The organism is Geobacillus sp. GHH01 (genome assembly GCF_000336445.1).
Lineage (GTDB): Bacteria > Bacillota > Bacilli > Bacillales > Anoxybacillaceae > Geobacillus > Geobacillus zalihae.
In genome coordinates this window covers 2,174,273-2,197,357 of sequence record NC_020210.1, presented here as the reverse complement: position 1 = coordinate 2,197,357, position 23,085 = coordinate 2,174,273, and the positions used below count along the sequence as shown (strand labels likewise).

Below are 23,085 nucleotides of genomic sequence, written 5' to 3'. Positions count from 1 at the left end.
TGCTATAGCACAACGAACATCCTTGCGGTTTGGTGTTTGAAACAAAAATGAGAGTACAGTGTACAGACAGTGTGAGTAAGTAACACGGTATGACCAAATCTAGTAATCAAGTTCATAACAATCTATGGGGAGGGGGATTACAAATGAACAATAAAGTGGACAATGTGCAGGAGGAATTATTTACTGAAACGATTACCGACTATAGCGAGCGGCTCTACAACGAGGACTTGGCTCCGCCAAAGGAGCGAAAATGGGGTTTCTTTAGCCTGTTGTCAATGTGGATGTCTGACGTGCACAGCATCGGCGGCTATACATTTGCTGCAGGACTGTTCTTTTTGGGGCTTGCAGGCTGGCAAGTTTTCATTGCGATCATTCTCGGTGCCCTGCTTGTAAATTATTTTGTCAACCTACTCTCTATTCCCGGAACGAAAATGGGTCTTCCGTACCCCGTTATGGCGCGTATTTCATTTGGCGTGTTTGGTGCAAACATACCGGCGCTTATACGGGGAATTATCGCGATTTTTTGGTATGGCATACAAACATACCTTGCCTCGAATGCGGTGGTCGGTGTACTGCTACTATTTATGCCGGGTTTAGTTACTCTAAATGATACATCTTTTCTAGGCCTTTCTTTATTGGGGTGGATCGGATTCCTGATTCTCTGGGCTTGGCAATTGCTTATCGCAGTATATGGCATGGAGAAGATTCGCAAATTTGATAATTTTGCGGGTACCGCAGTATATGTGATGATGCTGTTCTTGCTTATTTGGATCGTTGTTAAGGCGAATGGAAATATCAACATCATGGACAGATTTGTTGAAGCGTCTGCAGGTAAACAAATTCATTCTTTCTTTGCGGCAATCGCATTGGTAGTAGCGTATTTCTCGACACTGATGTTGAATGCCTGTGATTTTACACGTTTTTCTACTTCAACAAAGGTAACAAAACGTGGTAATTTCTATGGTATACCAGTTAACTTGACAGCATTTTCCTTGGCTACTGTAGTTATTACAGCAGGTACAATTACAGTTTTTGGTGAGGCAATTGTTGATCCTGTTTTGATCGTGCAAAAGATTGAGAATAGTGTGGTCAATTTAATTGCAGCAATTGTTTTCATCGTTGCAACGTTAGCCATTAATATTGTCGCGAACCTTGTATCTCCTGCATATGATCTTGCCAATGCAGCGCCGAAACATATAAATTTCAAGAAAGGAACGATTATTACCGCGATTCTGTCCGTTCTTGTCATGCCCTGGAAAATTTATGGGAGCCCTGTAGCTGTCAACTATTTCTTGGGAGGGCTTGGAGCTTTCCTCGGTCCAATTTTCGGAGTAATGGTTATTGACTATTACTTAGTTAAGCAGCAAAAAGTTGATGTTCACTCTCTTTATAAGGAAGGTGCCACATCCCCTTATTGGTATAAAAATGGGTTTAACCTACAGGCGTTGGCTGCCTTTATTATCGGATCTATTTTCGCTGCAATTGTCGCACTAGTTCCAATGTTTTCATATTTTGCTCCCTTTTCATGGTTTATTGGTGCAATGATTTCTGCCGTCGCCTACCGCGGATTAATGCAACGCAATCAACAAATAGTTGTGGATAAAACTCAATCTATATCTGTAATCGAGTAAAAGGGGGATTGGCGTGAAAGAAAGTAGTTACGATCTTATTATACGCAATGGGCAGATTGTTACCGAAGATGGAATATTTCAAGGGGACATTGCCGTGTGCGAGCAAAAAATCGTTCAAATTGGATCTATACCGTCAGGGAGAAAAGCCAAGCTAGAGATTGATGCTTTCGGTCTGCACGTCTTGCCCGGTTTGATCGATACCCATGTTCACTTTAATGAACCCGGTCGGACGGACTGGGAAGGTTTCTACACAGGCTCCCGAAGTTTGGCTGCGGGGGGAGTCACAACTTTCTTTGATATGCCTCTTAATAGCAGTCCCCCGACTACATCGACATACGGCTTTCAAGTCAAAAAAGAAGCGGCCATACAAAAATCGATTCTTGATTTTGGCCTTTGGGGAGGACTTGTTCCAGGAAATCTGGATTCCCTGGAACATCTTAAAGATTTAGGTGTTATTGGATTCAAAGGTTTTATGTCCGATAGCGGCATCGATGAGTTCCCTCACGTAGACGATTGTACTTTATTTAAAGGAATGCAAAAAATTGCAAGGCTGGGTTCCATCCTGGCCCTCCATGCCGAAAGTGATGTCATTACGAAACAACTCGCAGATTGGTATAAATCACAAGGGAATCGGACTGCACGGGATTATGTGGCTTCCCGTCCCGTTATATCAGAAATCGAAGCTGTAGGCAGGGCAGCGGCATATGCGGAAATTACGGGATGCAAGTTGCATATCGTACACGCAAGCAGTGGTAAGGTCATCAAGTATATAAGCGAAGCAAAACAAAGGGGGGTTGATATAACTGTTGAAACTTGCCCCCATTATCTGTCTTTTACCATTGAGGATCTGGAACGGCTTGGCGGAATGGCGAAATGTGCACCGCCTCTGCGGGAACGGGAGGATGTAGAATCGCTGTGGGAAGCTTTAAAATCCGGTGAAATTGATATCATCGGTTCAGATCATTCTCCTTCTCCTCCAGCAATGAAAGTTGCTTCGGATAACGGTGATTTCTTCAGTTTGTGGGGCGGAATATCGGGCGCACAGACAACCTTGAATGTTATGCTTGAGGAGGGGTATTGGCGGCGTGGAATTCCCTTGGAAGTCATTGTACGAGTAACAGCGACCAATCCGGCAAAACGGTTTGGTCTGTATCCACGGAAAGGTACTATTGCCGTTGGGAGTGACGCTGACCTGACATTGGTCGATTTGCAATCTTCTTTTGTCCTGAAGGAAACAGATCTTTTATATCGGCATCAACAAAGTCCGTATATAGGGAAAAGTTTCCGGGGGATAGTAACGCATACAATTCTTCGCGGAAGGGTTGTTTTTCAAAGAGGTGAAATAATTGACAGCAACATTTCTGGGCAAATAGTATAAATTATAGCCTGTTTCTTCTTCTAAGAAAATGGCATGAGTATTTCAGCTAAAGAGTAGAATGATAAGAAAATGAATGGATAATATTTGAAGAAATATAAAAATTCAGAATAATAATGCATATTCGCGCATGTAACAGACGGCGGAGAAACCCGTACCAACGTGGCTGTTCCAACTGGTTCAGGACATTTAAAGAGTCCATCGCAAAGTAGGTTTTCAATAAAGAAACATTTGATCGGCGTCTTTTTCAACACTGGTGGTTTTCTGTTACATAAAATAAATAAGAGGAAATTGATCTATATAAATTGAAATAAAGGTTTTCTCCCGTTCCACGGCGAATAAATACAAAGAGAAAATAGGGGAACGGAGAGAAAATATGATGCCAAATCACAAAGACGAGATCGAAAAGTTGTCCACTGCCATGAAAGAAGCAAAAAGTAAACGAGCATATGAACGCTACCAAGCGATTTATCTTCATTTGCAGGGATATACCAAAGGAGAAATCGCAACGATTATTGGTCGATCCAAGAAAACTATTTATAACTATATTCATGCCTACGCCCAGCGCGGTCTTGATGGACTGGAGATGAAATACTCACCTGGCGCCCCACGTCGATTGACCCCTGAGCAGGAAAAAGAGCTGGCTTTGATCATTGAACATCAGCTCCCCGTAGATGTGGGATTCGAAGCAAAATATAATTGGACGCTTGCGATAATCGCTGAACTCATTCAACAAAAGTGGGGGCCAACATACACGCTTCGCGGAACAAGTGACATTCTGCATCGGTTAGGGCTAAGCTATACGAAACCGACCTATACACTAGCCAATGCCGATGAAGAGAAACAAAAAGAATTCGTCGAAATCACCTTCCCTGAAGTAAAAAAAAACTGGTAGATGGGAACATCGCCCATGTCCTCTTTCAAGATGAGTCGATGATTCGTGATTACTAAGCAATTCAAAAAACATGGTTTGTCAAAGGAAAACAACGAATCATTCCGACGTTTGGAAAACATCAAGGGCTGAAGCTGATTGGCACGTTGAACTACGAAACAGGGGAAGTGTTTTGCATCGAAGAAGAACGCTATGACGCGGAAACATTTCTTCGATTTCTTCAACTTGTGTTAGAACGCTATCCCACAGGCAAAATAGTGATGATTTTAGATAACGCTCGAATTCACCATGCCAAACTCATTCAGCCATTTTTAAAAGAACACGAAGATCGGTTAGAGCTCGTCTTTTTGCCACCATACAGTCCGCAATTGAACTTGATTGAAGGGCTATGGAAATGGCTGAAATCAGACGTGATTTACAACGTGCTCTATTCGAGTGTGCAAGAAATTAGAAAGAATGTCCAAGCCTTTATTCAGCGAATCAACCAGAAACCAGAACAAACGATCGATCGTTTGTGTGTTCAGTTGTAAATCTTTAATTCAACTTATATATCAATGGGAATAGAAATTTTTCTTCAGACTTAAAAAACCCTATTGAAAGCGCTATTCAGTTTATTCAGATGAACTATGGATACTCTCTTACGCTAAAAGAGGTAGCAGATCAGGTATATTTAAGCCCATCTTATTTCAGTCGATTATTTAAAGAAGAAGTCGGTATGACATTTGTGGAATATTTGTCGTTTGTTAGAGTGCAGAAAGCGAAAAGTTTACTTAGATTTTCCAGTCTGCCGATTGAAGTCATAGCTCATAATACGGGATTTTCTAATCCTGGCTACTTTGCGACTACTTTCAAAAAAATTGTGGGAAAAACGCCAAGTGAATATCGGGAGCAATTCTATTTTCAGGAAAAGGGGGTAAAGTCGTGATTGCTATAAAAAAAGAATTGGAACGTTGTAAACAGGAAGGGCTTTCAGGAGTACTTGGAACGATTATTTCGACAGAAGGATCTACTTATCAAAAAGCAGGAGCAAAATGTTTTATTTCAGAAGACCGGAAGCTTACTGGGCTTTTAAGTGGCGGATGCGTGGAATCAGATATTATTGAACACGCCATGAAAGTTCTAGAGACTGGAAAACCGACCATCATCCATTATGATTTTTACGGAGACGATGACATCGTTTGGGGTCTTGGGGTTGGTTGCAACGGAAAAATGAATACTTTTTTACAGCCGTATCTTCCTGCCAAACAACCTGAAAAGGCAGCTATTATTGATCGGTACTTTTCGGACTCTCTTCAAAAAACGTTACACACTGTCACGATTGTGAAAGCGAAAGACGAATCGCTGCAAGGGAAAATGTGGGTCATTGATAGTGCTTTCGATAATAGCGACATACCTATCTCTGTTCGGGAGATTGCCGTCGATTATATGATGAGAAAAAAGGATTTGAAAAATGAAATGGTTTATTTAGGTGGCGAGCAAGATTTGTACGTGTATTATGAATCAATAAGTCCACCGCCTCATCTTATCGTTTTCGGCGCGGGTCCTGATGCCATTCCACTTGTCAAGATGGCGAAAAATTTGAAGTGGCTAGTTACTGTGCTTGATTATCGCTCATCTTATTGCAATGAGGAAAATTTTCCAGAAGCCGATTTCATTCATGTCTATCCTGCTGGTAGCGTACCAAACGTTTCCCTTCATGAAAACTCATATGTTGTCATTATGACACACAACTTCTTGCATGATAGGGAAATTTTAGAATCTATTTTAAATTCAAATGCGGCCTACATCGGACTATTAGGACCGAGAAAAAGAACGGATAGATTGATTGCGACAAGCAACACCCTCCTATCCAATGAAAATGTCTATCGCATCCATAGTCCGATTGGACTGGATATCGGAGCGAAAACGCCAGAAGAAATCGCACTCAGTATTTTGGCTGAAATCATGATGGTATATAGAGGAGGAACTGGAAGAAAACTGTCGCAACTGGCATCTATGGCGCATTCTGTATGAAGGAGGTGCCAGTCTATTAAGATGAGAAAGAACATATGGGGAATTATCTTAGCTTCAGGTTTTTCAAAGCGCATGGGAAAACCAAAGCTGCTTCTTCCGTACAAAGGTAAACCTATTATCCGGCATGTGATTGATGAAAGTATGGAGTCGCGTTTAAGCGGTGTGGTTGTCGTAGTCAATCCCGAGGTTGCCGAGCTTAGAAATGAAGTTTCTAGGTCGTGCGTGAGCAAACTCGTTTTGAATGAACAGGCGGGACAAGGAATGTCAACATCGTTAAAAGCAGGGTTGATGAATCTGCCTTTAACGGCTGATGCTGCTGTTGTGTTGCTTGGTGATCAGCCGCTTGTCTCATCAGATGATATAGATGCGGTAATTGAATGTTATGAATCGAATGGCGGCCCCCTCATTGTCCAAGCAAGCTATCAATCGAAAAGAGGGCATCCTGTTCTGTTTGATTGCTCGATGTTTCCGCATCTTTTCAATGTAACAGGCGATGAAGGCGCGAGATCTGTTTTAAAAATGTTCTCGAATAAGATCTGTTTTGCTAGAATCGATAAACCATTCCCAAGTGATATTGATACACCGGAAGACTATGAGCAGCTTCTTAGGAAGGAGCATTCCCGTTAGGAGCTTTTCCGGGGACTTGATCAAAAAAAGCCCTCTTGGTATGATGCAGGGGTGTCAACCACATCACTCACCATACCAAGGAGGACTTCAGATGAATTGTACACAAAACTATAAAATTGATCAAGTCACCGAACAAACGCTTGTCGTGGGTATTGATATCGCGAAACGAACCCACTACGCCTGCTTCGTGGATGACCGGGGGCGCGTGCTTCGCAAATCGTTCCCGATCTTCCAGTCGAAAGAGGGGTTTCAACAGCTGTATAAAGCGATTCAGGGGGCGATGCAAGCGTTCGGGAAGTCAGAGGTGATCGTCGCCGTGGAGCCGACCGGGCACTACTGGTTGAACCTGGCCTACTTCCTCGAGGAGCACGGGATCCCGTTGGTCATGGTCAACCCGGCGCATGTGTGCCGGTCGAAAGAACTCGATGACAACCTGCCGACGAAACACGACGCCAAAGACGCCCTGGTCATTGCCAGACTGGCAAAAGACGGACGATTCCTCGTTCCCCGGCTGCTGCACGAGATCGAAGCCGATTTGCGCGTGGGAAGCACGCTCAAAGAGAAGCTCCGCAAGGAACAGACGGCGGTGAAAAATGCGATCATCCGCTGGACCGACCGGTATTTTCCGGAGTTTTGGACGGTGTTTCGCGATCTGGGAAAAACGGCGCTTTCGGTGTTGGAGTGGACGCCGTTTCCGGCCGATATGGCGGGTCGGACCGCCGAGGAGCTCATCGAGGTGTACCGGCAAAGCGAAGGGCTGAAATGCCCGCAGAAGGCCAAAATTCAGGCGTTGATCAACGCCGCGAAGGACTCCATTGGGGTGACGGAAGGGACGACGATGGCCCGGTTTGAGATCGCCGCGCTCGTCCGCCGATACCGCCAATTGGAGACGGAGATCGCCGCACTGGACGCCGAGTTGAAGGCATTGGTTCAAACGACGATGGAGTATCAATGGTTGAAAACGGTCGACGGGTTGGGAGACGCCACGATCATCGATCTGTTGGCGGAGATCGGCAGCTTCGCCCATTATCGGGACCCGCGCCAATTGGTGAAGTTGGCGGGCCTGACGCTCAAGGAGAACTCCTCCGGCCAGCGCAAAGGGCAAAAGCACATCTCCAAACGGGGACGGAAACGGCTGCGCTCGGTGCTGTTTCGGGCGATGATTCCGCTGATCCGGCACAACGAGGCGTTTCGCGAGCTGCATGAATATTACACGACCCGATCCGTCAACCCGCTGACCGGAAAGCAATCCATTGTCGCCTTGTGCCGGAAGCTGTTGAATGTGCTGTTTGCGATTTGTACGAAGAAACAAGCGTTTGACGCGGAGCGAATGAAGCAGGACGTCTTGTCCCAAGTGCAACGGGCGGCCTAAGGCCTCCCCCTGCGAACGGAAGAATCGTTGGACAACCAGATGACACCGGAGAAGCTGGCGTGATTTTATCCATTCGACCTTGAGTCCCCAAAGGAGCTTGGCCGGCCTCCGCCTGATGACGAGACCGAACGAGGGAATGTTGGCGCGAAGACGCCCGGAGACATGGGAGGGTTCGTCCTCATCAGCAACGCGGAGATCCAAAGGGAGCATCGAATACGCTTCTCCCCACGGAAGGAAAATATCCCCAGCCGTGGCCGCGAAGCGCACCCTAGGTCTGTAAGATATCCACAAAACTGAAAAAGGATGTAAGGGATTTTGTCGAAAAATATTTTTTGGACACCCCTGAGAGGCCGAAAAGCCTTGATAGATCAACATTTCTAGAGGGAGGATCCCTATGCAAGAGCACTTTCATTTTACTACAGATCGGGCCAAGATTCAAAAGCAATATGCCGCCATTTTCGTTTTTGTTTCTGCTCAACTTTCATGCATTCAGGTGCATCTTCATCGTCGAAATCGCCATTTGGTCAAGCAAGAGGACGCTGTCATCATCGCCATTCATCTTTTAGGAAAGCTGCTCGGTTTTACTGTAAATTATCACTTTATTTCGGAACAAAAGAGCCATTTTTTTGCACATTCCTTCAGAAAGCCCTCTCCCCTTTTCTGAAAGAATGTGCTAAATTTTTTGTGAATTATTTCGGAAGAGAAAATCCATCGGTTCATAGGAGGGGGAGGAGGACGTGATTCAATTTCATGACTTTGGCATTGACGTCCAAACGTATGCAGAGCGTGGAAAAGAAAACGACTTCCCTCTTCTGAAAAAGTGTCCGCATTGCCGGGCCAAGCGCCCGTTGCACCGCCACGGTTACGATGAGCGAAACGCATTGACCCCACATGGTGATGATCGCATTTGGATTGTCCGGTATCGCTGTCGGGAATGCTTGAAGACGGTGAGTGTGCTGCCTTCCTTTCTCCTCCCGTATTTTCAGTATACGTTGTCCGCCATATGGCAAGTTGTGAAAAGAGCAGTTGGGATTGACCGAGGGGACGAACCGGGCTCCGTTCCTCCTGACAAAGGACGGCATCATCTTTTATGTCCGACGGTTCTACCGAAACCTATCAAGCCTTCATAGCTTTTTTGCGAGGCGGTGGAGGATCATAGGCCCTATCGTGAAAAAAGAAAAGGAACGGGCTTCCTGGTGGATCCGGACGTTGGAGAAACACGGTCTTGATTCGGTCATCAGAGACATGTGGGAGGACGGATTCCGACACCCTTTTGCGAATCAAATGGGATCCTGATTTTACATACATGCCCTAAATTGGAAATAGTTGAGGTTCCCACAAACCTTTCCTATCGACGGAGAAAAAGCGATCCGGTACGATAAGGGCAGACGGACCGGAACGGTCCTGATTCCAAGTGAGACCAGGAGGAGATTCGAATGGATGAGTCGATGAGACACGACATTGCCCTGTTTCGGTACGGGCTAATCGCTCCGTTGGTGAATGGGCAGGTGGAACCGAAGACGTATCTGAAAGAGGTGAGCGAGCGAGTGCACCATGTTCCCCACCAGGGCGACAAACGAATCGCAGCCAAGACGATCCTCGATTGGTGCACCCGATACAAAAAAGGGGGCTTTGACGCCTTAAAGCCGAAGCGCCGTTCGGACCGCGGCCACTCAAGGCGTCTGTCGCCCGATGATGAGGATCATATTTTAGCCCTAAGAAAAGAACATCCCACCATGCCCGTGACGGTGTTCTACGAACACCTGATCGAGCAGGGGGAAATCCCAGAAAATCATACCTCTTACTTTACTATATACCGATTGTTGAAAAAACACAACCTGGTGGGAAAAGAAGAGTCAGTCAAGACTTTGTGGAGAACATTTTTTCGGTTCACTACGGGCGTTGTCAATCACTAGTTAGCGAACCATTTTCAGGAATTAATATCGTAAGCGCTTTCGGACTCTCATCCCTCATCTTGAGGCGATGATACGATATTCCATTTTTTTACACCCAACCACCATCCCGGAGCGCCGACAACGCTTGATGGATCGGTGTCCCGGATGACCGCTGCAGACACGGTAGATTCTGACGCACCACATCTGCCCATAACCGTCCGGCCTTCCGTTTGGCCTGTTCGATCCGCTTGGACTTTGTTGAGGCCGAGGCCGCCGTTCGGGTCTCTTCTTCCTCCACCAACTGCCCATTTCTCCGCCAAATCCCGTCGATTCGGGCCGCCATCGCCCTCAGAAACGCCCGAAGCCCTTGGTCTTTCCAGCTGCGGCGGGATTTCACCCGATGCGCAAACCGGCTCATCACGCTCTCGGCGTGGCCCATCGGACGCATGCCGGTCGTCTCCACCCCTTGCTCCGACAGCCACTCCCGATAGTCCCGGATGCATCCCGGCATCGACTCGATCCGGCGGATCATGGCAGCCATCTGCTTCTCTTTCGCTTCGTCCTCCAACGTGCCGACCGCGCTGTTCAGCTCCACGAGAAGCCCCTCTTCGTCTTGTTTCGCCAGCTTCTTCCGCACCTCCCGCCAACGCGGATGGCCGGACAGACACTGACGCAGCTCCCGCGCCACATGAAATCGATCCAGCTGAAAGCACGCCCGCTTCCCAAAATACTCCCGGCAGGCCGTGATCCACGACGCCGCGTCGCCGTTGATGATCAACAGGTCCCGGCACGGATCATAGGCATATTCGTTCATCAGCCACTCTTCGAACCGTTCCCACACGTCTCCCTCCCCTTCATGGAGGTAGTGGCGCCGGTTCACGAGCTCGAGCTGCGAACCGTTTCGTTTCCATCCCTGGTGAACCGCCAGGATTTTCTCTTCTTTCGCCCGTTTCCCTTTCCCCTGGCGGGAAATAAACAGTCCATCCGCCTCCACAAACAGCACCCGGCCGTGCCGTTGGGAAACAGGGCGGTGCAGCGAGACAGGGGCCTCCAGCACCAGTTGGCGAATCGCCTCGTGGCTCATGACCGCATACCCCACGATCGACTCCAACGTACGGGCCGCTTTGCGGTAGGAAGAGCACTCTACGGCCAACTCGACCGCCGTTTCCTCGAGGCAAGGACTGATCGATCGGGCCCCATCAAAGCCTAATTCGGCATCCAGCAAGAAGGTATAGTTCCCCGTTTGCCGGTCATAGTAGTAGTTCCGTCGAAACGTCACTTCTCCAAACAGCGTTTGGATCGTAGTCGGCCGTTTGTCTTTCAGCTGATACCGGCGCTTGTCCCGCGCTTCCGCCAGTTGTTGATCAATCTCCTCCAAAAGGGCCGCCAACAAGACAGCGAACACCTTTTGAAGAGTTCTGACTAATTGTTCCTCCAGCTCTTTTAATAAAGGCCATTCTGTGGTAAGATGTTTCATGGACTCTCTCCCTCCTGTTTTCGGTTGATGTTGACAATCACCATCATAGCAGGGAGAGAGTCCTTTTTGCATGACATTTGCTTTTTTCTACCGCGCTTCGCTTGGTGGCCCCGACGAGCGTCGCGAACAAAAGTTCGCAACCCTCGTCGGGGATCATTTCGGAATGTCACCCACAAATATTTTACTCACACGGAAAAGAAATCTTGCCGATGCCGGAGCGAAAGCGTTTTGCGTATGACCAGATCAATGAGCTATGGCAAGGGGACTTATCCCATGGACCCACGATTCGCGTCCATGGGAAAGCCCAGAAAACGTTTTTGATCGCGTATATCGATGACTGCTCGCGGTTTGTGCCGTACGTATAGTTTCCCTTCGGAGAAGTTTGACGGGCTGCGGATCGTCACGAAGGAAGCGGTGCTTCGTTGCGGGAAGCCGAAACGCATTTACTCGGACAACGGGAAAATTTATCGGTCCGAGGTGCTGCAGTATGCGTGCGCCGAGATGGGGATTACACTCATCCACACCCAGCCGTATGACCCGCAAAGCAAGGGAAAAATCGAACGGTTCTTCCGCACCGTACAGACACGGTTTTATCCACTGTTGGAGCTGAATCCGCCGAAATCGCTTGACGAGTTGAACGAGCGTTTTTGGAAGTGGCTTGAAGAGGAGTATCATCGAAAACCGCACGCCTCACTGGACGGAAAAACGCCGCATGAGGTGTTTCAATCGCAAGTGCATCTCGTGTCGTTCATCGAAGATGGCGATTGGCTGGATGCGATTTTTCTGAAGCGGGAGCACCGCAAGGTCAAAGCCGATGGAACGATCACCTTGAACAAGCAGCTGTATGAAGTGCCGCCCCGGTTCATTGGGCAATCGATTGAACTCCGCTATGACGAACGGGGCGTCTATGTGTACGAAGATGGAAGGAAGGTGGCGGAGGCCGTTCGGGTTCGTTTGGAGGACAACGCCTATGTAAAACGCCATCGGTCCCCGTTTGCGGCGATTCCGGCGAAGGAGGGAGAACACGGTGTATAAATCGTTTTACTCCCTTTCGCGGGAGCCGTTTGCGAAAGAAACAGACCCGTCCGAGGCGTATCAAGGGGCGTCATTTCAGGAAGCGTTGCGGGCGCTGGAGTACGTGAAACGAACCCGGGGGATCGGGCTGTTGATCGGAGAGCCGGGGGCGGGCAAGACGTTCGCCCTTCGGGCGCTGAAAGAGTCATTGAATCCATCATTGTATCATGTCGTCTACTTTCCGTTATCCACCGGAGGCGTGATGGATTTTTACCGTGGACTGGCCTTGGGATTAGGAGAGGAACCGAAGTACCGCAAGGTAGATCTCTTCCGCCAAATCCAGCAGGCGATCGAGCGATTGTATCATGAACGACGGATCACGCCGGTGTTCATTTTGGACGAGATGCATTTAGCAAAGGATGCATTTTTACAGGACATCGCGATCTTATTCAACTTTGAGATGGATTCGACCAACCCATTTGTCTTGATTTTGGCCGGGCTGCCCCATTTACAGGGGAAGCTGCGGCTCAATCAGCACCGCCCTCTCGACCAGCTGATCATCATGCGATACCGGATGGGGCCGCTGGAGAAGGAAGAGGTGGCGGGCTACATCGAACATCGGATGAAACAGGCCGGGGCGAAGCATCAGATCTTCACTCCATCGGCGTTAGAGGCGATTGCCCTGCAGTCGCGGGGATGGCCTCGGGTGATCAACACGTTGGCCACGACGTGCCTGTTATACGGGTATCAGCTGAAAAAGGACGCCATTGACGAAGAAATGGTGCGCATGGCCGCAGAGGAAATGGGGTATTAGCACGAAAGGGGCCGAATCGGCTCTTTTGTGCTTTCTCTTTTCCATAGGTCCATCAGGCGCGCTGGAAATCTTCATCTGAAAGAGCGTGCAAATGTTCCGAAAGAATGTGCAAAATCCGGAACAATCCGCAAAAATTTTGCACATTATTTCCGAATCCGCCTGAAATAATTTGAAAAAGGGATTCTGAAATAATGTGCTAGTTTACACTCATGCGCGTAGAGGATTTACAGACGCCATAAGATCCATGCCCGCCAATAGTGTAAAACCAGTGACCGCAACCGAAGGCCTGAATTTCTGTAATCAACTGTTTGCGGTGGAACGTAAATTAAAAAAATTAGATCCTAAAGATCGGTATGAAGAACGTCTAAAGCAAAGCAAGCCTATCTTAGACGCTTTTTTGTCATGGCTTCAAAAGCAAGAACAACAAGTGTTGCCAAAGAGCGCACTAGGAAAAGCCATTGCATACTGTCTGAACCAATGGGACAAATTAATAGCCTTTTTAGAGGATGGGCGACTGGAGATCGATAATAATCGCAGCGAACGCTCCATCAAATCGGTGGTCATAGGAAGGAAAAATTGGCTTTTCGCCAATACACCACAAGGTGCACGAGCAAGTGCCATCATCTACAGCATTGTGGAGACAGCGAAAGCGAATCAATTAAATCCATATTACTATCTTCGCTATCTTTTTGAGCAGCTTCCCAATATGGATTTGTCAGACAAGAATGCATTGGATCAAATGCTTCCTTGGTCAACCACACTCCCTGTTACATGTATTGCTTTTAATCAGCTAACTAAATAATACCTTAAGCTCCGGCCTTCAAAAAGGTGGGGGCTATTTGACGTTTACATTTATAAAACAAAAAACTGAGCAACCATGAAGCTGCCCAGCTTTTGTTTTCAGATTTTACTTCGATTCACGTCTTGGCAAATATTTGGTTGTAAAAATTTCTTTTGCATCAAACGTCTTTTCTAATAAACCTAGATCATACAACTGTTTAATAAGTGTTGCCCAGCGTTCTTCAGTCATATACCCGACTCCATGCTCTGCTGCATCCCCTCCATATACAAAATCTTTTTGTGCTTCCGCTTCAAATTTCAAAGATTCTAACTCCATATCAGTGTTGTTTTTCTGAATCACTTTATTGATCTCTTCGTAAGAATCTTTATATAAATACCATCCTTCAACAAAAGCCTCTACAAAAGCTTTTACAGTTTCTTCATTTTTTTCTAAATAGTCTTTTGTAACATATAAGACTATGTTATACGGATTATACCCTGCATCAGATATTAACTTCGTTTCGACCTCTACTCCATCTTTTTTTAAGAAGAACGGCTCTGATGTAACAAAGGCTTGGCTTACGGAATTGACATCGCTAATAAAATTCGAATGTTGGCCAGTATAAGCCAATTCTTGTACATTATTTAAATTGTATTTTGATTTTAAAAAATCCCAATACGTAATACCAGGTTGAATATACACTTTTCTTCCATTTAATTCATCAAAATCATTGATTCCTTTCCCTTTATGGAACATTAATGCTTGCGGGCTTCCTTGCATGGCAGCAGCTACGGCGACTAATTCAATTCCTTGATTTCTAGCAATAACCATTTGGTCAGCATGTGCAAGTCCAAAGTCAGCACTTCCAGATGCAACCATTTGAATAGAGGATACTTGCGGCCCGCCCGGTTCAATCGTGACTTTTAAACCTTTTTTTTCAAATAATCCATTTTCTTGTGCTGCATACAAACCGCCATGCTGCGCTTTAGGGAACCAGTTTAATACAATTTTTACATCTTTTAAGTTTTTTTGTTCTTCATTTGAATTGCTATTTCCCTCGCTTGTCGAACTGTTCGACTCTTGCCCACTGCAGGCGGCAAGGATAAACATGAATATAATCCCAATTAATAAAAAATTTGCTTTGCGCAATGCCTTCATTTTATTTTCCCCCTCGTATAGCACTTTGTTTTTTACTACCAAAATTGTAGTTTTGAAAATATTAAACTGCTCCCAACTTTATCCCTTAATTCAGCAAGCCATTGGCTATTAATTGCTCTGATTTTAAACTTAATTCCACTCATGCCAGTAATAAGCAATATTATGTTAAATTTATATAAATCTCTTTTTAAACGCGCATTGCGTAGATTTTATTTGTCTCCCTTCATCGCTGATTCGTGCCATGATCTAAGCATGAAATGAGAAAACAAACTTATGAGAAGGTAAAAGACAATCCCAAAAATAGCAGCGGCAATTCCACAAGCAAATAAATATGGTGTTTTTAATTGAACAGCTGCGACCGTAATACCATAACCTAAACCACCTTTCCCTCCGCCAATCCCTGCTATATATTCACCCGTAATAGCACCAACGATAGATAGTGTGCTAGATATTTTTAACCCGGTCATCATGTAAGGCATAGCAGCTGGTATTCGAAGCTTCCACATTCTTTGCCATTTTGACGCATTATATAAAGTAAATAATTCGCTCATGTTTTTGTCGACTGAATTCAATCCCATTAAAGTATTTGAAATGATGGGAAAAAATCCGATTAAAAATGAAATCATCACAATCGAGTTGAAGCCTGAACCGAACCAGATAACAACGATCGGTGCAACGGCCACAACTGGTATCGTTTGTAAAATAACCGCATATGGGTAAATGCTTATTTCTAAAATTCTGGAACTAGCTAATAAAACCGCGACGCCAATCCCAATGATGGCACTTATTAAAAATCCAATCACAGATTCAGCTACCGTTATTTTTATGGCTGGCCATAATAAATCCCAATCTTCAATCGCCGCTTGAATAACATCTGTCGGTTTTGGAAGTATAAACGGCTTCACACCAACCATAATCGGAACAAACTGCCATAAAGAAAGAAAAACAACAAGCGCAACAATCGGACCAATGAACTTCCATTTTGACTTGTTCCGTACTTTAAGTCTGCCAGTATTATTGGGTTGAGTGACAATTTCCTTCGTTTGAGTAGTTGCTGTTTGTACAGACATTTATCCCAACTCCCTTCGAGTTGTACTATCCTCAAGACTTCGCGCGGCAATATTGACATACTCTGTAAACCTTTCATCTGTTCGCTCCCTTGGATAAGGAAGGTCGACATCGATAATAGAGGATAATCTGCCAGGCCGCGCTGACAACACTGCAATTCTAGTAGAAAGATATACAGCTTCATATACATTATGGGTCACGAACAAAATCGTCATATTCTCCCTTTTCCATATTTCGAGCAGTTCCGTCTGCAAAGTCTGTCTTGTAATCTCATCTAATGCAGCAAACGGTTCATCCATTAAAAGCATTTTAGGTTTTGCAGCTAACGCCCGAGCAATAGACACTCTCATCTTCATTCCGCCGGATAACTGCCTAGGATAAGATTTTAAATGATCTTTTAACCCCACCATCTCTAATACTTTGATCGCATCCTCTTTACGTCTTTTTTTATCAGCCCCCCTTAATTCTAACGGTAATAATACGTTTTCGAGCACTGTTCTCCATGGAAGTAAATTAGCATCTTGGAAAACGAACGCAATATCATTTGTATTTTTTATAATTTCTTTAGGGTTTTGCCCAAACACTTTTACCTTGCCCTCAGTAGCTTCGCCTAATCCTGCTACCATTCTTAATGCCGTTGATTTCCCGCAGCCTGATGGACCGAGAAAACTTATAAATTCCCCTTCTTTTATCGAAAAATGAAATTGGCTTAAAGCGACAGTGCCAGTATTGTAAATCTTACTAACATGTTGAAATGAGACAACTTCGTTTTGAATTGCGTCCACCGCTATCCCTCCTCATAATTATTTTGTTAGAATAGCTGAGTTTGTTAATCTCGATTTTCTATAATTGACTTTTGTATGCTTTGCAGCCGTTTCCAGCATTTTTTCGGCAGCTTTTTGCGCCCGAATGGCAAATTGTTCTTCATCGATATTCACGAGACGCCCTTCATCTACAACAATCTTCCCGCCAACGATGGTCATATCAACTTGCGGTGTGCCCGCAAGAATCGGAAGCGCCGTATCATTAAAGAGAGCACCGGCAAACTCTAATCGATTCGTATCGATCAAAAACATATCTGCAGCCTTGCCGACTTCTAAGGAACCAATGGCATCTTCCCAACCAAGCACTTTAGACGAACCTCTCGTTGCAATCGATAAACAATCTTCAGCGCTCAGCGCTGTTGTTCCATGCTGAAGATTATGGAGCAAGTTCATGATTTTTAAATCAAGTAATAGATTAGATGAATCATTGGAAGATGAACCATCGACACCAAATCCCACTTTTACTCCTGCATGTAACATGTCCATAATTCGCATCGTTCCGGATGCCATTTTCATATTGCTGCTCGGACAATGAGCAACTCCGCAGCCGCAAACACCCAGCTTTGCAATTTCCTTGTCATTAAACCAAATTCCATGCGCATACCACACGTCACCGCCAACCCAACCTGTTTCTTCCATTAATTCTAACGGACGCATGCCAAGCTTTTCTCTGCAAAAGTCCTCTTCATCGATCGTTTCCGCCAAATGGGTATGCATCCGAACACCATAACTGCGGGCTAAATTTGCTGATTCACGAAGCAAGTCTTTACTAACTGAAAATGGCGAACATGGTGCAACACCTACCCGCAACATTGAAAATTTACTAGGGTCATGATAGGTTTCAATAACCCTCATGGAATCTCGAAGAATAACATCTTCGCTTTGAACGACTTCATCTGGCGGCAATCCCCCTTTTGATCTACCTAAACTCATAGAACCTCTAGTTGGGTAAAAACGAATTCCAATCTCACGAGCTGCCCGTATTTCTTCATCGATTAATTCCCCACTTACTCCATTTGGAAACACGTAAAAATGGTCAGCGGTTGTTGTACAGCCACTTTTAAGCAATTCGCCTAATCCGACCATAGCACTTAAATACACATCTTCTGGCTTTAAATGGCGCCAAATATCGTACAAAGTGATTAACCAATCAAACAACTCAACATTCTGCACCCAAGGGATATTTCGAGTGAAAGTCTGATATAAGTGATGATGTGTATTGATTAACCCCGGATAAACAATTTTTCCACGTGCATCAATAACAGTGTCCGCTGTCTCAAAAGGCAAATCATATCCGATCGCTTTAATTTCTTGTCCAACAACATACATGCTGCCGCCTGGGTATTCCGTTCGCTTTTCGTCCATCGTAATGATGTTTTTGGCATTTTTTATTAATAATGTCCTCATTTGTTCAACCCCTTATGCCAATCTCAACTTTATGTTAATTTTTATAACATTACACGTAATATATTCTTATTATATACGCTTTTTAATAGTTTAACATTAGAGGATATTTACAATTTTGAATATTATTTTGTGCATTTTAACTAAATTTTTTTGAATGATATTATTTATAACAATTATATGTAATATATTTTAACAAATAATACAATCACCTTATGAAAAGGATTCAATTAAAAAACTGTAGTTTCCCCTTTTTTTGCTATTTGTTCAATAAAAAAAGCCCAGTTAACTGAGCTAATGATCCCTTTGTCAACTACCACTGCGTCTCCATTATTTTTTACCTTCTATATAAATTGAAATAAAGGTTTTCTCCCGTTCCACGGCGAATAAATACAAAGAGAAAATAGGGGAACGGAGAGAAAATATGATGCCAAATCACAAAGACGAGATCGAAAAGTTGTCCACTGCCATGAAAGAAGCAAAAAAGTAAACGAGCATATGAACGCTACCAAGCGATTTATCTTCATTTGCAGGGATATACCAAAGGAGAAATCGCAACGATTATTGGTCGATCCAAGAAAACTATTTATAACTATATTCATGCCTACGCCCAGCGCGGTCTTGATGGACTGGAGATGAAATACTCACCTGGCGCCCCACGTCGATTGACCCCTGAGCAGGAAAAAGAGCTGGCTTTGATCATTGAACATCAGCTCCCCGTAGATGTGGGATTCGAAGCAAAATATAATTGGACGCTTGCGATAATCGCTGAACTCATTCAACAAAAGTGGGGGCCAACATACACGCTTCGCGGAACAAGTGACATTCTGCATCGGTTAGGGCTAAGCTATACGAAACCGACCTATACACTAGCCAATGCCGATGAAGAGAAACAAAAAGAATTCGTCGAAATCACCTTCCCTGAAGTAAAAAAAACTGGTAGATGGGAACATCGCCCATGTCCTCTTTCAAGATGAGTCGATGATTCGTGATTACCAAGCAATTCAAAAAACATGGTTTGTCAAAGGAAAACAACGAATCATTCCGACGTTTGGAAAACATCAAGGGCTGAAGCTGATTGGCACGTTGAACTACGAAACAGGGGAAGTGTTTGCATCGAAGAAGAACGCTATGACGCGGAAACATTTCTTCGATTTCTTCAACTTGTGTTAGAACGCTATCCCACAGGCAAAATAGTGATGATTTTAGATAACGCTCGAATTCACCATGCCAAACTCATTCAGCCATTTTTAAAAGAACACGAAGATCGGTTAGAGCTCGTCTTTTTGCCACCATACAGTCCGCAATTGAACTTGATTGAAGGGCTATGGAAATGGCTGAAATCAGACGTGATTTACAACGTGTTCTATTCGAGTGTGCAAGAAATTAGAAAGAATGTCCAAGCCTTTATTCAGCGAATCAACCAGAAACCAGAACAAACGATTGATCGTTTGTGTGTTCAGTTGTAAATCTTTAATTCAACTTATATAAAAACAGAGAAGCGGTATAATAAATGCATGAGAAAACTTAATAAAATTTCTATGACGAATGGCATGTTTGAGAGAGGGAAAAGAAAATGGCGTATATTATTCCAGAATGTCCGACATTTAAAACAAGAGGAGAAGAGAAGCTATTTAATGCTTTAAAAGCAAACCTGGACGATTTATGGACAGTGTATTATGAACCTGTAATTAACGGGAAATATCCGGATTTTGTACTTTTTCACGAATATTACGGCATTCTTATACTGGAGGTAAAGGATTATACTACCCAGACGATTCTGGAAATTAGAAAAGATTACTGGAAAATATACAGCCAGGGGAAGGAGGTCAGTATAAAAAACCCGTTTAGTCAAGCAATTGAGTATCGAAATGAGTTAATAAATCTACTAAGCAAACACAAGGAATTAGTGGAACAAGCAGGAAACTTTCAAGGGAAATTGAAGTTTCCAGTCGCTGTAGGATGTGTTTTTGTAGATTTGACAGCGTCTGATATTATCAACTTGTGCATTGATCAGGTGATTCCGCTAGGACAATTGTTCTGTATGGAAGATCTTGAGGACAGTCATGTCTTTAACGAAAAAATCAACGGCATAATGGAAACACTCTTCACCATTAACAGTCTTTCACGAGAAGAAGCCCGCATTGTAAAACAAGTTATTTATCCAGTGATTAAAGTTAATTATTCTGGACAAGTAGATAGATCATTGGAAGAGGAACAACAAACGGGAAAAGAGGAGAAGGAACGAAAAGAAATATTGAATGTCCAATTGATTTCTTTTGAACATTATGTTGATGAATTTTATTATGTTGTTGATCGAATCCATCATCTTTGCCAAACGGGAGCAGCAAGAAACATAACGATTGCCTATCCGTTAAATCGCTTCTTGAGAAGAGGAACAGTAAAGGAGTTTATTAGTGATTTATTAAAAAGCAGAGGGCTTTTGGCAAAAAGAGGGCTAACACTGAAGCTTTTTGAGCTGGAACAGTTAAGCGACTATTGTAGGAGTACCGACTATCTCTTTATTGTCGACATTAACTCTATTCGTTCAACTGATGTTTATGAACGACAGCTAAGACCAATTATAGAGGGAAAGATTTACAACGGTCCTATCATGTTAACGGCGAATAAGCCATCATGGCTGACGAAGAAGCTAAAAAATCGATTAGCGTAACGCTAATCGATTTTTAACCAATTTTGATAGCAAATTTTGCTTTTTGGACAGTTCGCAGAGCCAACGAGTACAAGTTTTTCCTTGGCTCGTGTTAAGGCAACATATAACACTCGCAGTTCTTCCGAATAAATTGAATATTGATTTAAGTTTACGGCTTCCTCATAGTTTTTTGAAACAATTTTTGTGCCTGTTGAATAATATTTTTCATAACAAAATTCGAGTGTCATTTGGTGACGATGATATAAAATTTCAGGATTTAGCGCCCGTTGGCTAATGCTTTGATCCAAATTTGGAAGGATCACAATCGGAAACTCGAGTCCCTTAGCCTTATGAATCGTCATCATTGTTACATACCGGTCATCGGAATCAGCATCCAAAACATCTGCCTGCGGTTCATCTTTCTTCGCTTGAATCATAGCTGAGAGCCATTGGATGAACTGCCCTAACGTAATGTGTTCATTGAAGCCTAGATCTCTTGCAAGCTGTTTTAATTTTACGAGATTGGCATAAGCTTGTTTCGGATACGCTTTATGGGCAAGGGTAAACTTATAAATATAGTCTAATATTTGTGCCGGAGTAAATTTTGGGATTAACGGCTTTATATTTTTATAAAGTTCGTCGAGTTTATTGTGATCATAATTAATAAAAATAGTACCCAATGCCTCAAAAGCGTACTTGCTCATTGTTGGCATGTATAGATATTGGAGCAGCTTCAGGGCATCGATGATTTCCCGGCAGTTGTAAAAATCTCCGCTTCCAATCACCTTGAAAGGAATTTTTTGCTTTGTAAATTCTTTCTCAAATGCTTTAATCTCAAAGTTCTTTCGAAATAACAGACAATAACGGCTAGGATCGTCATTGCTTAATTTTTTCTTCAGCCACTCAGCTACCTTTTTCTCCTGCGATTCCGTCGGATTGCATAGAATCCATTCCGATATTTCGCTAAAGCTTATATGGGCCTCCTCTTCTTTTGGTTTCAGTGGTTCTTGGTAAAAAGTATAATTGCTGCTTTCCTTTTTCTTAATGCGGTCAAAAACGGTGTTGACAAACATTACTAGCGACGGATTGGAGCGCCAGTTTGTTGATAATGTCAGCACCATGCCATCCTTGGCAATCCATTCCTCAATTTTCGAGTATGAGTCGATATCAGCTCCCCGAAACTCATAGATCGATTGTTTCAAATCGCCGACGAGAAATAAGGCAGGGGCATCGTCGGATCCATCGCAAATTAATTTTACCATTTCCGCTTGGTATAGCGATGTATCTTGAAATTCATCAATAAAGATGTATCTGTACTTTTGTTGGATTTTCCGCAATAAACCATAATCGTTTTTGAGTATTTTATAGCAGTACTCAAGAAGATCATCGACGTCTAACGAGTTATATTTAAGCAAATAATTGTGTTCATGAATGCGTTTTAGCAATTCAACCAACTCTATTTTTAATCTCCTTGTTGTCCGCTCTTCCAACGACGAATAGCGTTTCGTGCGAGTCAGCACTGTCTCAATGTCCAAGCCTTTCGTACGGAGCAATTCATATGACGTCGAAAGTATATCTTTTAACTTATGGACAGGCATAATATTTAGATGTTCTACAGGCTCGTTATTGGCTCTTTTTTCTTGAATCCAGACTTCGATGACTTCAGTAATGGCCTGTTTATGTGAATCATTTTTTATATGGAAGTTTGGATTAAACAGTACATCATCTAAATAATAAGGGCCAGCTTCATTTAAAATGTTCTTGCAAAACTTATGAATGGTCGAAATTTGGGAAGAGTTGAGCAGTTCAAGTTCATACCGAAACCGTTTCCGCTCGCTTTCCGATGAACAACTGCTCCATTTAGCATAAAGGCGATTTTTTAATCGTGCTTGCAATTCTTCTGTTGCTTTATTCGTAAACGTAATGATCGCCATCTGCGTGATGGATAAAGATGGGTCTTCCTCGATTAACCGAACAATTCGCCGAATCAATACTTCTGTCTTCCCAGTTCCAGCACCGGCTTTAACTAGAATTTTTCGGCTGTTTGCATCAATCACTGCTTGCTGTTCTTTCGTCAGATTCATGTC

At 43.9% G+C, this 23,085-nt stretch carries 14 protein-coding genes and 7 pseudogenes; 15 read left to right on the top strand and 6 right to left on the bottom strand.

What is annotated here, in order from left to right; translation table 11 throughout:
* Positions 1–143 precede the first annotated feature (143 nt).
* From GHH_RS10720 to GHH_RS10670, 10 genes and pseudogenes are all read left to right on the top strand, one after another.
* Positions 144–1,631 (top strand): NCS1 family nucleobase:cation symporter-1, encoded by a 1,488-nt coding sequence (locus GHH_RS10720; RefSeq protein ID WP_015375190.1) that lies wholly within the window; start codon positions 144–146, stop codon positions 1,629–1,631.
* Between the two features lie 13 nt (positions 1,632–1,644).
* Positions 1,645–3,009: an allantoinase gene (locus GHH_RS10715; protein ID WP_015375189.1), complete on the top strand. Its 1,365-nt coding sequence runs from the start codon at positions 1,645–1,647 to the stop codon at positions 3,007–3,009.
* Positions 3,010–3,382: 373 nt separating this feature from the next.
* Positions 3,383–4,428, top strand: a pseudogene (locus GHH_RS18340) (IS630-like element ISBs2 family transposase).
* Between the two features lie 89 nt (positions 4,429–4,517).
* The gene (locus tag GHH_RS17755) at positions 4,518–4,823 is read left to right on the top strand and encodes an AraC family transcriptional regulator (RefSeq protein WP_081601535.1); all 306 of its coding nucleotides are present in this window, start codon (positions 4,518–4,520) and stop codon (positions 4,821–4,823) included.
* The gene (locus GHH_RS10695) at positions 4,820–5,911 is read left to right on the top strand and encodes an XdhC family protein (protein WP_015375187.1); all 1,092 of its coding nucleotides are present in this window, start codon (positions 4,820–4,822) and stop codon (positions 5,909–5,911) included. Before GHH_RS17755 ends, GHH_RS10695 begins: the two co-directional genes overlap by 4 nt.
* 21 nt (positions 5,912–5,932) lie before the next feature.
* A complete protein-coding gene (locus GHH_RS10690; protein WP_015375186.1) occupies positions 5,933–6,538 on the top strand; it encodes an NTP transferase domain-containing protein in 606 nt (201 codons plus the stop codon).
* A 91-nt stretch (positions 6,539–6,629) separates the two neighbouring features.
* Positions 6,630–7,910, top strand: a complete 1,281-nt coding sequence (locus GHH_RS10685) for an IS110 family transposase (RefSeq protein WP_015375185.1) — start codon at positions 6,630–6,632, stop codon at positions 7,908–7,910.
* Positions 7,911–8,304: 394 nt separating this feature from the next.
* Positions 8,305–8,496: pseudogene (locus GHH_RS10680) on the top strand (IS982 family transposase); the annotation flags it as partial.
* A 151-nt stretch (positions 8,497–8,647) separates the two neighbouring features.
* Positions 8,648–9,206 (top strand): annotated as a pseudogene (locus tag GHH_RS19535) (DUF6431 domain-containing protein).
* Positions 9,207–9,346: 140 nt separating this feature from the next.
* Positions 9,347–9,763: pseudogene (locus tag GHH_RS10670) on the top strand (helix-turn-helix domain-containing protein); the annotation flags it as partial.
* Positions 9,764–9,914: 151 nt separating this feature from the next.
* Here the strand turns inward: GHH_RS10670 and GHH_RS10665 are convergent.
* Positions 9,915–11,282: an ISLre2-like element ISGsp3 family transposase gene (locus GHH_RS10665; RefSeq protein ID WP_015375182.1), complete on the bottom strand. Its 1,368-nt coding sequence runs from the start codon at positions 11,280–11,282 to the stop codon at positions 9,915–9,917.
* 191 nt (positions 11,283–11,473) lie between these two features.
* Between GHH_RS10665 and GHH_RS10660 the strand changes: the two are divergent.
* From GHH_RS10660 to GHH_RS10650, 3 genes and pseudogenes are all read left to right on the top strand, one after another.
* A pseudogene (locus tag GHH_RS10660) lies at positions 11,474–12,317 on the top strand (DDE-type integrase/transposase/recombinase); the annotation flags it as partial.
* On the top strand, positions 12,310–13,110 hold the full coding sequence (locus GHH_RS10655; protein WP_015375180.1) for an ExeA family protein: 801 nt from the start codon (positions 12,310–12,312) through the stop codon (positions 13,108–13,110). The pseudogene GHH_RS10660 and the gene GHH_RS10655, both read left to right, overlap by 8 nt.
* 202 nt (positions 13,111–13,312) lie before the next feature.
* A pseudogene (locus GHH_RS10650) lies at positions 13,313–13,912 on the top strand (IS66 family transposase); the annotation flags it as partial.
* A 105-nt stretch (positions 13,913–14,017) separates the two neighbouring features.
* Here GHH_RS10650 and GHH_RS10645 read toward each other — a convergent pair.
* The 4 genes from GHH_RS10645 to GHH_RS10630 form a co-directional block, all read right to left on the bottom strand.
* Entirely contained in the window at positions 14,018–15,049 is a 1,032-nt protein-coding gene (locus tag GHH_RS10645) for an ABC transporter substrate-binding protein (protein ID WP_015375177.1), read from the bottom strand.
* A gap of 209 nt (positions 15,050–15,258) precedes the next feature.
* A complete protein-coding gene (locus GHH_RS10640) occupies positions 15,259–16,119 on the bottom strand; it encodes an ABC transporter permease (RefSeq protein WP_015375176.1) in 861 nt (286 codons plus the stop codon).
* Positions 16,120–16,902: an ABC transporter ATP-binding protein gene (locus GHH_RS10635; protein ID WP_015375175.1), complete on the bottom strand. Its 783-nt coding sequence runs from the start codon at positions 16,900–16,902 to the stop codon at positions 16,120–16,122.
* 18 nt (positions 16,903–16,920) lie between these two features.
* Entirely contained in the window at positions 16,921–18,348 is a 1,428-nt protein-coding gene (locus GHH_RS10630; protein ID WP_015375174.1) for an 8-oxoguanine deaminase, read from the bottom strand.
* Between the two features lie 421 nt (positions 18,349–18,769).
* Between GHH_RS10630 and GHH_RS18325 the strand changes: the two are divergent.
* Both GHH_RS18325 and GHH_RS10615 read left to right on the top strand, forming a co-directional pair.
* A pseudogene (locus tag GHH_RS18325) lies at positions 18,770–19,814 on the top strand (IS630-like element ISBs2 family transposase).
* A gap of 107 nt (positions 19,815–19,921) precedes the next feature.
* Positions 19,922–21,019 (top strand): nuclease-related domain-containing protein, encoded by a 1,098-nt coding sequence (locus GHH_RS10615; RefSeq protein WP_015375171.1) that lies wholly within the window; start codon positions 19,922–19,924, stop codon positions 21,017–21,019.
* 2 nt (positions 21,020–21,021) lie between these two features.
* On the opposite strand, the gene GHH_RS10610 is transcribed toward GHH_RS10615, so the two are convergent.
* Positions 21,022–23,082 carry an exodeoxyribonuclease V subunit beta gene (locus GHH_RS10610; protein WP_015375170.1) on the bottom strand — a complete coding sequence of 687 codons (2,061 nt, stop codon included), beginning with the start codon at positions 23,080–23,082 and terminating at the stop codon, positions 21,022–21,024.
* Positions 23,083–23,085 lie beyond the last annotated feature (3 nt).